12 protein-coding genes and 1 pseudogene are annotated in these 12,619 nt (G+C 73.8%); 11 read left to right on the top strand and 2 right to left on the bottom strand.

All coding sequences use genetic code 11. The annotated features are described in order from the left end of the window. The first annotated feature begins 200 nt into the window (after positions 1 to 200). Positions 201 to 1,436: a hypothetical protein gene (locus ACFF45_RS25835; RefSeq protein ID WP_381348852.1), complete on the top strand. Its 1,236-nt coding sequence runs from the start codon at positions 201 to 203 to the stop codon at positions 1,434 to 1,436. Beyond that, a complete protein-coding gene (locus ACFF45_RS25830) occupies positions 1,421 to 2,059 on the top strand; it encodes a hypothetical protein (protein ID WP_381348851.1) in 639 nt (212 codons plus the stop codon). The genes ACFF45_RS25835 and ACFF45_RS25830 overlap by 16 nt, the downstream gene beginning before the upstream one ends. A gap of 82 nt (positions 2,060 to 2,141) precedes the next feature. Here ACFF45_RS25830 and ACFF45_RS25825 read toward each other — a convergent pair whose 3' ends face one another. Next, positions 2,142 to 3,431, bottom strand: coding sequence for a DUF1015 family protein (locus ACFF45_RS25825; protein ID WP_381348850.1), 1,290 nt, complete (start codon positions 3,429 to 3,431; stop codon positions 2,142 to 2,144). 83 nt (positions 3,432 to 3,514) lie between these two features. Here ACFF45_RS25825 and ACFF45_RS25820 point away from each other — a divergent pair, with 83 nt between their 5' ends. The 4 genes from ACFF45_RS25820 (at position 3,515) to ACFF45_RS25805 (ending at position 7,606) form a co-directional block, all read left to right on the top strand. Then, complete coding sequence (locus tag ACFF45_RS25820; RefSeq protein WP_381348849.1) at positions 3,515 to 4,543, top strand: HAD hydrolase-like protein; 1,029 nt, start codon at positions 3,515 to 3,517, stop codon at positions 4,541 to 4,543. Between the two features lie 116 nt (positions 4,544 to 4,659). Beyond that, a complete protein-coding gene (locus ACFF45_RS25815) occupies positions 4,660 to 5,703 on the top strand; it encodes a FecCD family ABC transporter permease (RefSeq protein WP_381348848.1) in 1,044 nt (347 codons plus the stop codon). After that, complete coding sequence (locus ACFF45_RS25810; RefSeq protein ID WP_381348847.1) at positions 5,700 to 6,746, top strand: FecCD family ABC transporter permease; 1,047 nt, start codon at positions 5,700 to 5,702, stop codon at positions 6,744 to 6,746. Before ACFF45_RS25815 ends, ACFF45_RS25810 begins: the two co-directional genes overlap by 4 nt. Continuing rightward, complete coding sequence (locus ACFF45_RS25805; RefSeq protein WP_381348846.1) at positions 6,743 to 7,606, top strand: ABC transporter ATP-binding protein; 864 nt, start codon at positions 6,743 to 6,745, stop codon at positions 7,604 to 7,606. The genes ACFF45_RS25810 and ACFF45_RS25805 overlap by 4 nt, the downstream gene beginning before the upstream one ends. Positions 7,607 to 7,730: 124 nt before the next feature. Here the strand turns inward: ACFF45_RS25805 and ACFF45_RS25800 are convergent, their stop codons facing one another. Further along, positions 7,731 to 8,078 carry a sterol-binding protein gene (locus ACFF45_RS25800; RefSeq protein ID WP_381348845.1) on the bottom strand — a complete coding sequence of 116 codons (348 nt, stop codon included), beginning with the start codon at positions 8,076 to 8,078 and terminating at the stop codon, positions 7,731 to 7,733. A 42-nt stretch (positions 8,079 to 8,120) separates the two neighbouring features. On the opposite strand from ACFF45_RS25800, the gene ACFF45_RS25795 reads away from it, so the two are divergent. From ACFF45_RS25795 to ACFF45_RS25775, 5 genes and pseudogenes are all read left to right on the top strand, one after another. Beyond that, the gene (locus ACFF45_RS25795; protein ID WP_381348844.1) at positions 8,121 to 8,396 is read left to right on the top strand and encodes a hypothetical protein; all 276 of its coding nucleotides are present in this window, start codon (positions 8,121 to 8,123) and stop codon (positions 8,394 to 8,396) included. A gap of 7 nt (positions 8,397 to 8,403) precedes the next feature. Further along, positions 8,404 to 9,219, top strand: coding sequence for a TlyA family RNA methyltransferase (locus ACFF45_RS25790; RefSeq protein WP_381348843.1), 816 nt, complete (start codon positions 8,404 to 8,406; stop codon positions 9,217 to 9,219). Continuing rightward, positions 9,216 to 10,121: an NAD kinase gene (locus ACFF45_RS25785; RefSeq protein ID WP_381348842.1), complete on the top strand. Its 906-nt coding sequence runs from the start codon at positions 9,216 to 9,218 to the stop codon at positions 10,119 to 10,121. Before ACFF45_RS25790 ends, ACFF45_RS25785 begins: the two co-directional genes overlap by 4 nt. A 275-nt stretch (positions 10,122 to 10,396) precedes the next feature. Next, a complete protein-coding gene (recN, locus tag ACFF45_RS25780; RefSeq protein ID WP_381348841.1) occupies positions 10,397 to 12,139 on the top strand; it encodes a DNA repair protein RecN in 1,743 nt (580 codons plus the stop codon). A gap of 19 nt (positions 12,140 to 12,158) precedes the next feature. After that, positions 12,159 to 12,619: pseudogene (locus tag ACFF45_RS25775) on the top strand (hypothetical protein); the annotation flags it as partial.

The following is a 12,619-nucleotide window of genomic DNA, read 5'->3' as shown; positions in this document are numbered from 1 at the left end:
CGCCGATGGTACTGCAGGGGGGACCCTGTGGGAGAGTAGGACACCGCCGAACAATCTTTGGAAGGACCCCTGGTCACCAGCGTTCAGCTGGGACCAGGGGTCCTTTTGTTTTTTACAATGCTTGCGGTACCGAAGACAGGAGTCACCGATGTCCACCAACTCTCCCGACGACCGACCGGAGCGCGACCAGCGGCGACGGGATGGTGGGGATCGCGCCGACCGCGGCGGCTTCCGGCGCGACCACCGCGGTGACCGCAACGAGCGCGGCGACCGCGGCGGGTTCCGGCGGGACAACGACCGAGGTGGCTACGGTCGTCGCGACGGCGGCGACCGGGGTGGCGACCGGGGTGGCTACGGTGACCGTGGCGGGTACGGCCGACGCGACGACCGTGGCGACTTCCGCCGTGATGACCGGCGTGGTGACGACCGGGGCGGATACGGCCGTCGTGACGACCGTCGTGATGACCGGCGTGGTGACGACCGTGGTGGTTTCCGTCGCGAGGATCGTCGGGATGATCGGCGTGGCGACGACCGGGGCGGATACGGCCGACGCGATGACCGCCGTGATGACCGAAGTGACGACCGGCGTGGTGACGACCGTGGTGGTTTCCGTCGGGATGACCGTCGTGATGACCGGCGTGGTGATGACCGTGGTGGTTTCCGTCGCGAGGATCGTCGGGATGATCGGCGTGGCGACGACCGGGGCGGATACGGCCGACGCGATGACCGTCGTGATGACCGGCGTGGTGATGACCGTGGTGGCTTCCGCCGTGACGATCGTCGTGGTGATGACCGTGGTGGCTTCCGTCGGGATGATCGGCGTGGCGACGACCGTGGCGGATACGGCCGCCGTGATGACCGGCGTGACGACCGGCGTGGTGACGACCGTGGTGGTTTTCGTCGCGAGGATCGCCGGGATGACCGGCGTAGCGACGACCGTGGCGGATACGGCCGCCGTGACGACCGTCGCGATGACCGCCGCGACGAGAGGCGGGACGACCGGCGTGAGGGTGACCGGGGCGGATACGGTCGCCGGGACGACCGGCGGGACGATCGCCGTGATGACCGGCGCGACGACCGGGACCGTGGGTTCCGGCGGGACGACCGGGGGGACCGTGGCGGTTTCGGCCGGCGGGACGACCGCGGTGAGCGTGGCGGGTTCCGTGGGCGGGACGACCGCGGTGGACGGGGGCCACGTCGGGACGACCGGGGCGGCCGGCCCGGTGGTTTCCGTGGGCGGGACGACCGGCGCGGTGGCGGTGGCGGCCGGTTCCGTGAGGAGCGCGAGCGGGACCGCGAGCCGATCAAGCGGCTGCCGATCCCGGAGGACGTCACCGGCGACGAGATCGACAAGGACGTACGGCAGGAGCTGCAGAGCCTGCCGAAGACGCTCGCGGAGGACGTCGCCAAGAACCTCGTCATGGTCGCGCGGCTGATCGACGAGGACCCCGAGGGGGCGTACGGCTACTCCAGGGTCGCCCTGCGGCTGGCGTCGCGTGTCGCCGCGGTACGGGAGGCGGCCGGGTTCGCGGCGTACGCCAACCAGAAGTACGGGGAGGCGCTGGCCGAGTTCCGGGCGGCGCGGCGGATGACCGGCAGCGTGGAGCTGTGGCCCGTGATGGCCGACTGCGAGCGGGGGCTCGGCCGGCCGGAGAAGGCGCTGGACATGGCCGGGGCGCCCGAGGTGCAGAAGCTCGACAAGGCCGGGCAGGTGGAGATGCGGCTCGTCGCGGCCGGCGCCCGGGGTGACATGGGGCAGCTCGACGCGGCCATCGTGACGCTGCAGAGCCCCGAGCTGGCCTCCAGCTCTGTCCAGCCGTGGACGGCGCGGCTGCGGTACGCGTACGCCGAAGCCCTGCTGGCCGCCGGCCGGGAGCGTGAGGCGCGGGAGTGGTTCGCGAAGGCCGTGGAGGCGGACCGGGACGGCAGCACGGACGCCTCGGACCGGCTGGCCGAGCTGGACGGCGTGGCGTTCGTCGACGCCCTCGACGAGACCCAGGAGGACTCGGACGGAGCCAAGGACGACTCGGGCTCCGCCGGGGAGGGCGACCGGGACTGACGCACCGGGATGACGGTGGGCGGGGCCCCGATGCCGGGGTCCCGCCCACCGTCGTACGTGCGGGTCCGGGTGTCAGAGGTCGTCAGAGGTCCAGGGCGCGCAGGACCAGGCCGGACGCCGGCTTCGGGCCGAACGACGTCGACTTGCGGGGCATGGTCACGCCCTGGCGGGCGAGGTCGCGCACGACGTCCTCGTGGACGGGGTGCAGCAGGACCGCCGTACCGCCGTCCCGTTCCGCCTTGCGGACGGTGGCGGCCGCGTCGTGGATGTAGGCGATGTGGGCGGGGGAGTCCTCCGGGACGTGCCAGACGTGGTTCAGCAGAGTGGCGTGCAGGACCGTGGCGTCGAGGGTGCGCCATGCCTCGGGGCGGTCGGCGGGGACGGTGCGCGCCAGCAGTTCCGGGTCGGGCCGGTCGGCCAGGTGGAACGTGCCGTCGCCGGCGAGCAGGAAGGCGTTGCCCGAGGCGGCGGCTTCGGCGAGGGCCGTAAGGGCCTCGGGGAGCTGTGCGTCCACGCGGCGTACCCGGAAGTGGCCGTGGAGGGCGGACAGGGCGTCGGGCACCGGCAGGCCGTGCAGGAGGCGGTGGATGGCGCGGACGCGCAGCGGGTAGCGGGCGGTGTCGACCAGCAGGACCAGGCCGTAGTCCCAGGGGCTGGGGGAGGCGTGCTCGGCGCGCAGGCGGCGGTAGGTGGCCCAGCGGTGGTGGCCGTCGGCGATGAGGGCCTGGTGGTGGGCGAGGTCGGACCGGACGCGGGCCAGGTCGTCGGGGTCGGTGACGGCCCACAGGCGGTGGCTGAAACCGTCCTCGGTGGTGGTGGCGAGGAGCGGTGCCTGTCGCGCGGTCCGTTCGACGATCTCGCCGGTGGCGGCCCGGCCGTCGCCGCGGTAGGTCAGCAGGAGCGGTTCGAGGTTGGCGGAGGTGGCGCGCATCAGGCCGGCGCGGTCGGCGACGACGTGCGGCATGACGTCCTCGTGCGGCAGGACCACGCCCTCCGAGGGGTCGGAGACGCGCAGGGCGCCGATGATCCCGCGCTGGAGCATGCCGTCGCCGTCGTGCTGTTCGTAGACGTACAGGCCGGGCTCGGGGTCGGCGGTCAGGACGCCCTCGGTGAGCCAGCGGCGCAGGGTGTCGGCGGCCTGGGCGTTGCGCGCGGTGGGGGTGGCGGCCTCCGGGAGGATCAGCCGGACGATGTTGTGCGGGTCTGCCGACTGCAACTGGTGCACGCCGTCGGGGCGTACGACGACGTCGTACGGAGGGGATGTCACGGCCGCCAGACTGCCGACCCGGTCGGGGTCGTAGCGAAGGCCTCGGAACGGGGTGAGTTCGAGGCCTCGGCGCGTCGTTGCTCCCGTGTGACCTGCTGTGTTCATCTCGGCATCGTACGTGCGCCATGGGTGTCAGTGGCATGGGGCATGATCGGGGGAAAGCCGGTGGACCGAGGAGCGGTGCGGAGATGAGCCAGCAGGTCAGGACCAGGCCCGAGGGCAGCGGGCAGGCGCTGAGCGAGGCGTACGACACGGCGCTGCTCGACCTGGACGGGGTGGTGTACGCGGGCGGGGAGGCGATCGCGCACGCGGTCGACTCGCTCGGGACCGCCCGTGGTGGCGGGATGCATCTCGCGTACGTCACCAACAACGCGCTGCGCACGCCGGACGCGGTGGCCGCGCATCTGACGGAGCTCGGGATACCGGCGGAGGCCGGTGACGTGATCACCTCAGCGCAGGCGGTCGCGCGGCTGGTCGCCGAGCAGGTGCCCGCGGGGGCGCGGGTGCTGGTGGTCGGCGGCGAAGGGCTGCGGGTGGCGCTGCGGGAGCGGGGGCTGGTGCCGGTGGAGTCCGCGGACGACGAGCCGGTGGCGGTCGTCCAGGGATACGGCGGGCCGGAGTTGCCGTGGGGACGGTTCGCCGAGGCGTGCTACGCGATCGCGCGCGGGGTGCCGTGGTTCGCGTCGAACACCGACCTGACCATCCCGAGTGCGCGGGGGATCGCGCCGGGCAACGGCGCGGCGGTGGAGGTGGTGCGGATCGCGACCGGTGCCGAGCCGCAGGTGGCGGGCAAGCCGCTGCCGCCGATGCACCGGGAGACGATTCTGCGGACGGGCGCGCGGCGGCCGTTGGTGGTGGGCGACCGGCTGGACACGGACATCGAGGGCGCGTTCAACGGCGGCGTCGACTCGCTGCTGGTGCTGACCGGCGTGACCGACGGGCGGCAGCTGCTGGCGGCGCCGCCGCGGCACCGGCCGACGTATGTCGACGCGGATCTGCGGGGGATGCTCACCGGGCAGCCGGACGTGGTCGAGGCCGGTGCGGGTTTCCGGTGCGCCGGCTGGACGGCGACGGCGCAGGACGGGCGGCTGGCGCTGGACGGCGAGGGGGCGGCGCCGGACGGGCTGCGGGCACTGTGCGCGGCGGCCTGGACGGCGGCCGGGGAAGGGGTGTGCGAGCTGGACGGGGCGGAGGCGCTGGCGCGGCTGGAGCTGTAGGCGCGGACGGCCGGGGTGCTCGGCCGTGTCCCCGGACCGGCTCGCCGCGTCCCTGCTCGCGGGTTCCGCAGCAGGCGGGATCTTGATCCGATGCGAGGGTAGGCTAACCTAACTGCGTGTTGGTCGAGAGTCCCCCCGAACAGCGCGCGGACGCAGCCTCCGCGCCCCCGACCCGCCGGGCGATACGCGCCGTCGGGTTGCTCCTCGCGGTGCTGATCATGGTGCTGGTCGCCCTGGCCAGTATCGCCGTCGGCGCCAAGGAGCTGTCCCTCGGGCAGGTCTGGCACGGTCTGTTCCAGGATTCGGGGACGTACGGCGACGTCGTGGTCGGCGAGCGGCTGTCCCGGACCCTGCTCGGGCTGCTCGCCGGCGCCGCGCTCGGTCTGTCCGGCGGCGTGCTCCAGGCGCTCACCCGCAACCCGCTGGCCGACCCGGGACTGCTCGGCATCAACGCGGGCGCCTCCGCGGCCGTGGTCACCGCCATCACCTTCTTCGGCGTCACCAGCGTCGGCGGCTATGTGTGGTTCGCCTTCTTCGGCGCGGCCGCGGTCGGCGCGCTGGTGTGGTTCCTGGGCGGCAGCCGGGGCGCCACTCCGGTGCGGCTCGCGCTCGCCGGCACGGCGCTCACCGCGGCGCTCTACGGCTACCTCCAGGCCCTGATGATCCTGGACGAGGCGGCGCTGGACCGGATGCGCTTCTGGACCGTCGGGTCGCTGAGCGCGGCCACCGACGACACCATCACACAGGTGCTGCCGTTCTTCGCGGCCGGCACGGTCCTCGCCCTCGCCCTCGCCCGCCCGCTGAACGCGATGGCCATGGGCGACGACACCGCCAAGGCCCTCGGCGCCGACCTCAACCGTACCCGGGCGCTGTCCATGCTCGCCGCCACCGTGCTGTGCGGGGCGGCGACGGCCGCCTGCGGGCCCATCATGTTCGTCGGCCTGATGGTGCCGCACGTCGTGCGCTCCTTCACCGGGCCCGACCTGCGCTGGATCCTGCCGTACGCGGCCGTCCTGTCGCCGGTGCTGCTGCTCGGCGCCGACGTGCTCGGCCGGGTCGTGGCGCGCCCCGCGGAACTCCAGGTCGGCATCATCACCGCGATCCTCGGCGGCCCGGTCTTCATCTTTCTCGTACGACGGCGGAGGACGGCCCAGCTGTGACCACCAACCGTGCCAACCGTGCCGTACGGACGCCGGGCGGGCTGTCCGTGCGCCTGGACGTCCGGTCCCTCACCGTCGTCGTCCTGCTGCTGCTCGTCGCGCTCGCCGCGAGCGTGGTGCTGATCGGCACCGGCGACTTCCCGATCCCCGCCGCCGACGTGCTCAGGACGCTGGCCGGCGACGGGGACCCCGGCCAGCAGTTCATCGTCAACGAGCTGCGGCTGCCGCGGGTCCTGGTCGGACTGCTGGTCGGCGCCTCGCTCGGGCTGGGCGGAGCGCTGTTCCAGTCCGTCTCGCGCAACCCGCTGGGCAGCCCGGACGTCCTCGGCCTCGGGCAGGGCGCGACGGCCGGCGCCCTCGTGGTGATCGTGCTGTTCGCCGGCAGCGCGGGCGCCGTCACCCTCGGCGCGCTGGTGGGCGGCCTCGGGACCGGGTTCGCCATCTACGTGCTGGCCTGGAAGCAGGGCGTGCACGGGTACCGGCTGGTGCTGGTCGGTATCGGTGTCTCCGCCATCGTCACCGGCGTCAACGGCTATCTGCTGACCAAGGCCGACCTGGTGGACGCGGCCCGGGCCGTCGTCTGGATGACCGGCTCGCTCAGCGGCCGCGACTGGGCGCAGGTCTGGCCGCTGCTCGCGCTGTGCGCCGTCCTCGTCCCGCTCGTCCTGGCCAACGCCCGCGGCTTGCGGATGCTGGAGATGGGTGACGACGTGTCGTACTCGCTCGGGGTGCGCGTCGAGCGGGTGCGGATGGTGCTGCTGGTGGCCGCGGTGCTGCTGACCGCCGCCGCCACCGCCGCCGCCGGCCCCGTCAGCTTCGTGGCGCTCACCGCGCCGCAGCTGGCCCGCCGGCTGACCCGCTCGCCCGGCCCGAACCTGCTGCCGTCGCTGTGCATGGGCGCGGCCCTGCTGGTCACCGCCGACTGGGTCTCGCAGCGCGTCTTCGGTGCCGACCAGCTGCCCGTGGGTGTGGTCACCGGCGTGGTCGGTGGCGTCTACCTGCTGTGGCTGCTGGTCACCGAGCGCAGGGCGGGGCGGATATGAGCGGCCCCGCGCACCAGAACATCCAAAGGAGCACCGTGAACCGCCTGTCCGCCGACAACGTCACCCTCGCCTACGACCAGCGCGTCATCGCCGAGCGGTTGTCGGTGCAGATTCCCGACAACTCGTTCACCGTGATCGTCGGCCCGAACGCCTGCGGCAAGTCGACGCTGCTGCGCGCGCTGTCGCGGATGCTCAAGCCCCACGAAGGGCGAGTGCTGCTGGACGGGCAGGTCATCCAGTCGATGCCGGCGAAGAAGGTCGCCCGGACGCTCGGTCTGCTGCCCCAGTCCTCGATCGCCCCGGACGGCATCACGGTCGCCGACCTGGTGGGCCGCGGCCGCTACCCGCACCAGGGGATCCTGCGGCAGTGGTCGGCCGAGGACGAGCGGGTCGTGCAGGAGTCCATGGCGCAGACCGGGGTCGCCGAGCTCGCGGACCGCTATGTCGACGAGTTGTCCGGCGGTCAGCGCCAGCGGGTGTGGATCGCGATGGCGCTGGCCCAGCAGACGCCGCTGCTGCTGCTGGACGAGCCGACGACGTACCTGGACATCCAGCACCAGATCGACGTCCTGGACCTCTGCGCGGAGCTGCACGAGGAGCAGGGGCGGACGCTGGTCGCCGTGCTGCACGACCTCAACCACGCCGCCCGGTACGCCACGCACCTCGTCGCGCTGCGCGGCGGCGAGGTGATCGCCGAGGGGGCGCCGAACGACATCGTCACCGCGGAGCTGGTGGAGCAGGTCTTCGGGCTGCGCTGCCAGGTCATCGACGATCCGGAGACGGGCACGCCGCTGGTGGTGCCGGCGGCGCGCAAGGCGCGCGCCGCCGTGCCGCGGGCCGCCGCCGCGGAGGCTTCCTGAGCCGGAGCCCGCTGCTGGACCCTCCTGAGCGAGGGGGGCGCCAGTGGAACTTCCTCAGCCGGGAGCCGTTACGGAAGCTTGCTCAGCCGGGAGCCGCTGTGGAAGCTTGCTCAGCCGGAAGCCGCTACAGGAGCTTCCTCAGCCGGAACAGGTCCAGCAGGCCCGCCTCCAGCCTCACCCGGCCCGAGCCCCAGGCCTTGGCGAAGTGCAGCTCGCCGCCCACCAGCGCCACCAGGTCGTCTCCCGCCATGGCCAGCCTGATCTGTGCCTTCTCGGGCGGTGGGCCCTCGACGGTGTCGTGCACGGTGATCCGTCTGTCCCGCATCCGGCCGACGAAGGTGATGTCCAGGTCGGTGATGTGACAGCTCACGGAGCGGTCCATGGCGGCGGCCGCACCGGCGTCGCCCTCGGCGTGCTGCATGTTCTCCGAGAGCTGTTCGAGCGCGGCGCGGCATTCCTCGATCGTTGCCATCGCGACCGACGGTACCGCAGGGCTTCGGGGTAGCGTCGGAGCATGCACGACTCAGCGTCCGAGCACTCCACGGCCGCGGCGGACGGTCCCGGGGCCGACCCCGCCGCGCCCGCCCCGCTCGGCGTGGACCGCACTCCGACCGGCAACGCCGAGGTGGACGCCCGGCTGGAGCGGCTGGCCGACGCCGACCACCTGGCCACCGACGGACACGTCGAGGTGTACGAGGATGTACACCGGGGGCTGCGCGACGCGCTCACCGCGCTCGACGCCCGCCCGGGACCTCCGGCGCCCCCGCCGTCGCATGGCACGAGGAGCTGAACCGAACGTGGCAGGAGTCGCACGCCGCCGTCTCGACGCGGAGCTGGTCCGCCGGAAGCTCGCGCGCTCGCGCGAGCACGCCGGCCAGCTGATCGCCGCCGGCCGCGTCAGCGTCGGCAAGACGGTCGCGACCAAGCCGGCCACCCAGGTGGAGACCGCCGCGGCGATCGTCGTCACGGCCGATGACAGCGACCCCGAGTACGTCTCGCGGGGCGGGCACAAACTCGCGGGGGCACTGGCCGTCTTCGTCCCGCGGGGGCTGGTCGTCGAGGGGCGGCGGGCGCTGGACGCCGGGGCCTCCACCGGCGGCTTCACCGACGTGCTGCTGCGGGCGGGGGCGGCCCACGTCGTCGCCGTCGACGTCGGCTACGGACAACTCGCCTGGACCCTGCGGAGCGATGAACGCGTCACCGTCAAGGACCGTACGAACGTACGGGAGCTGACCCTCGAAGCGATCGACGGGGAGCCTGCGGATCTTGTGGTGGGGGATCTGTCCTTCATCCCGCTCGGTCTCGTCCTGCCCGCCCTGGTGCGCTGTGTGCGGCCGGACGCCGACCTGGTCATGATGGTGAAGCCGCAGTTCGAGGTGGGCCGGGAACGGCTGGGCAGCGGGGGAGTGGTGCGCAGCCCGCAGCTGCGGGCCGAGGCCGTGTGCCAGGTGGCCGGGCGGGCCTGGGAACTGGGGCTCGGGGCGATGGGCGTGACGGCCAGCCCGCTGCCCGGACCCTCGGGGAATGTCGAGTACTTTCTGTGGCTGCGGGCCGGCGCTCCCCGCCTGGACCCGGCCGACGTCGACCGTGCAGTTGCGGAGGGGCCGCGTTGACAGCTGACCGAGCTCGTACTGTTTTCCTGCTCGCCCACACCGGGCGGCCCGCGGCCGTGCGCAGCGCCGAACTGGTGGTCAAGGGGCTGCTGCGGTCCGGGATCGGCGTACGGGTGCTGGAGGCGGAGGCGGCCGACCTGCCGCTGTCGGACGAGGTGCGGCTGGTCAAGGAGGCGACGCCGCAGTGCCTCGACGGGTGCGAGCTGCTGATCGTGCTGGGCGGCGACGGGACGCTGCTGCGCGGCGCGGAGTTCGCGCGCGCCTCCGGGGTGCCGATGCTCGGCGTCAACCTCGGGCGGGTCGGGTTCCTCGCCGAGGCCGAGCGGGACGACCTCGACAAGGTCGTCGACCGGGTGGTGACGCGGGCGTACGAGGTCGAGGAGCGGATGACGGTCGACGTCGTCGTGCACAGCAACGGCGACATCGTGCACACCGACTGGGCGCTGAACGAGGCGGCGGTGCAGAAGGCCGGCGCCGAGAAGCTCCTGGAGGTCGTGCTGGAGATCGACGGGCGGCCGGTGACCGGGTTCGGGTGCGACGGGATCGTGCTGTCGACGCCGACCGGGTCGACGGCGTACGCGTTCTCCGCCGGGGGGCCGGTGGTGTGGCCCGAGGTGGAGGCGCTGCTGATGGTGCCGATCTCCGCGCACGCGCTGTTCGCCAAACCGCTCGTGACCTCGCCGGAATCCGTGCTGGCCGTGGAGGTGCTGCCGCACGTCCCGCCGGGGGTCCTGTGGTGTGACGGACGGCGGACGGTGGAGCTGCCGCCGGGAGCGAGGGTGGAGGTGCGGCGAGGGGCGGTGCCGGTGCGGCTGGCCCGGCTGCACCACGCCTCGTTCACGGATCGGCTCGTCGCGAAGTTCGCCCTGCCGGTCTCCGGGTGGCGGGGGGCTCCGCACTAGTACGGGAGTACTAGGCCGTTTCCGATGGCTCTTGGACGGTGTCGCGGAGCCAGATGACGATCGCGGTGATGGTCAGGGTGCCGTTGAAGATGTAGTCGCGCTTGTCATACCTGGTGGCCACCGCGCGGAACGGGGGCGGTCCGCCGCAGGGCGTCGGTGCGTGGGCGGCCGCGGGACCGCCGCGGGCGATCGCGCGGTTCCCCGCGCCCCTGACGGCGTGCACTCGCGTGAGTGACAAGGGGGACCGGCGTCGCGCTTCCGGCGCCGGACCTCGTATGGTCGTGTCCGTGTTGGAGGAGATGCGGATACGGTCGCTCGGAGTCATCGACGATGCCGTCGTCGAGCTGTCGCCGGGGTTCACCGCCGTCACCGGTGAGACGGGCGCGGGCAAGACCATGGTGGTCACCAGCCTGGGGCTCCTGCTGGGGGGACGGGCGGACCCGGCGCTCGTGCGGATCGGGGCCGACAAGGCGGTCGTGGAGGGGCGGATCACCGTCCCCGCGGACGCCCCGGTCGCCGTACGGGCCGAGGAGGCCGGGGCCGAGCTCGACGACGGGGCGCTGCTGATCAGCCGTACCGTCTCCGCCGAGGGACGGTCCCGGGCGCACCTCGGGGGACGGTCCGTGCCCGTGGGGATGCTGTCCGAGCTCGCCGACGAACTGGTGGCCGTGCACGGCCAGACCGACCAGCAGGGACTGCTCAAGCTGTCGCGGCAGCGGCAGGCGCTCGACCGGTACGCCGGTGACGCGGTGGCCGGGCCGCTGGCCAAGTACGCCGGTGCCCACCGGCGGCTGCGGGCCGTCTCCGCCGAGCTGGAGGAGATCATCACGCGCGCGCGTGAGCGGGCTCAGGAAGCCGACATGCTGCGCTACGGGCTCGACGAGATCGCCGCCGTCGAGCCGCGGGCCGGGGAGGACGCCGAGCTGGCCGAGGAGGCCGAGCGGCTGGGGCACGCGGAGGCGCTGGCGTCCGCCGCCGCGGCCGCCCACGCGGCGCTCGCGGGCAACCCGGAGGACCCCGAGGGCGTCGACGCCTCGACGCTCGTCGCGGGGGCGTACCGGGCCCTGGAGGCCGTGCGGTCGCACGACCCGGCGCTGGCCGCCCTCGCCGACCGGATCGGGGAGATCGGGATCCTGCTGGGCGACGTCGCGGGCGAGCTGGCGGGGTACGCCGACGACCTGGACGCCGACCCGCTGCGGCTGGCGGCGGTCGAGGAGCGGCGGGCCGCGCTGACCGGGCTGACCCGCAAGTACGGCGAGGACGTCGACGCCGTGCTGACCTGGGCCGAGCAGGGCGCCGCCCGGCTCACCGAACTCGACGGTGACGACGAGCGGATCGGGGAGCTGACCGCCGAGCGGGACGCGCTGCGGGCCGAACTGGGCGGACTGGCACAGGCGTTGACGGACGCGCGGACCGAGGCGGCGGAGCGGTTCGCGGCCGCCGTGACCGCGGAGCTGGCCTCCCTCGCCATGCCCCACGCGCGCGTGTCGTTCGCCATCCGGCAGACCGAGGACCCGGAGGGCGTCGAGGTCGGCGGTCGTCCGGTGGCGTACGGGCCGTCGGGCGTGGACGAGGTCGAGCTGCTGCTGGCGCCCCACCCGGGCGCGCCGCCGCGCCCCATCGCCAAGGGCGCCTCCGGTGGTGAGCTCTCACGCGTGATGCTGGCCGTGGAGGTCGTTTTCGCGGGCACGGACCCGGTGCCGACCTACCTGTTCGACGAGGTGGACGCCGGGGTGGGCGGCAAGGCCGCGGTGGAGATCGGCCGGCGGCTGGCCCGGCTGGCGAAGAGCGCGCAGGTCGTCGTGGTGACGCACCTGCCGCAGGTGGCCGCGTTCGCCGACCGGCAGCTGCTGGTCGAGAAGACCAACGACGGGTCGGTGACCCGCTCCGGTGTGAAGGTGCTGGAGGGCGAGGACCGGATCCGGGAGCTGTCCCGGATGCTGGCCGGGCAGGAGGACTCCGAGACGGCCCGGGCCCACGCGGAGGAGTTGCTGGAGACCGCCCGCGCGGACGGGTAGCGGACCGTACGGTGGTGCGGTGATCCACCGTCCCCGCCGTACGTCCGTCAACGCCCTCGTGGCCACGGCCGCGTTGACCCGTGCCGCCCTCACCGTCCTGCGCGCCACCGCTCCCGGCGGCCGGGAGCGGTGGGAGCGGACGAACCACGCCGGGCGGGCCGTGGGCCGGTACGCCGGTCCGGCCGCCGCCCTCGCCACCGCCGCCGGCCGGGTCAGCCCGCTCGCCGGCGTCGCCCTCCTCGCCGTCGGCGGCTGCGGGGCGTACGACGACGTGGCCGGGGACCACCGGCGCGGCTTCCGGGCCCATCTGGCCGCGTTGCGGGACGGCGAGGTCACCAGCGGGGCCGTCGAACTCTTCGGGATCGGCGCCGCGGGACTGCTCGCGGGCGCCGCCCTCAGGGAGCGGCCGCTCGACAAGGTGCTGGCGGGGATCGTCGTCGCGGGAGCGGCGCACTGCGTCAACCTGGTGGACGTGCGGCC

It is taken from the genome of Streptomyces cinereospinus (assembly GCF_042430725.1).
Classification (GTDB): domain Bacteria; phylum Actinomycetota; class Actinomycetes; order Streptomycetales; family Streptomycetaceae; genus Streptomyces; species Streptomyces cinereospinus.
Note: the sequence above shows the minus strand (reverse complement) of the source record. Positions and strands in the feature narration are given on the sequence as shown.

Excerpts from the sequence above, each read along its gene's own strand:
- ACFF45_RS25835 (WP_381348852.1), top strand. The coding sequence starts at position 201 with ATGGTGGGGATCGCGCCGACCGCGGCGGCTTCCGGCGCGACCACCGCG.
- ACFF45_RS25830 (WP_381348851.1), top strand. The coding sequence starts at position 1,421 with ATGGTCGCGCGGCTGATCGACGAGGACCCCGAGGGGGCGTACGGCTAC.
- ACFF45_RS25825 (WP_381348850.1), bottom strand. The coding sequence starts at position 3,431 with ATGAACACAGCAGGTCACACGGGAGCAACGACGCGCCGAGGCCTCGAA.
- ACFF45_RS25820 (WP_381348849.1), top strand. The coding sequence starts at position 3,515 with ATGAGCCAGCAGGTCAGGACCAGGCCCGAGGGCAGCGGGCAGGCGCTG.
- ACFF45_RS25805 (WP_381348846.1), top strand. The coding sequence starts at position 6,743 with ATGAGCGGCCCCGCGCACCAGAACATCCAAAGGAGCACCGTGAACCGC.
- ACFF45_RS25800 (WP_381348845.1), bottom strand. The coding sequence starts at position 8,078 with ATGGCAACGATCGAGGAATGCCGCGCCGCGCTCGAACAGCTCTCGGAG.
- ACFF45_RS25795 (WP_381348844.1), top strand. The coding sequence starts at position 8,121 with ATGCACGACTCAGCGTCCGAGCACTCCACGGCCGCGGCGGACGGTCCC.
- recN (WP_381348841.1), top strand. The coding sequence starts at position 10,397 with ATGGTCGTGTCCGTGTTGGAGGAGATGCGGATACGGTCGCTCGGAGTC.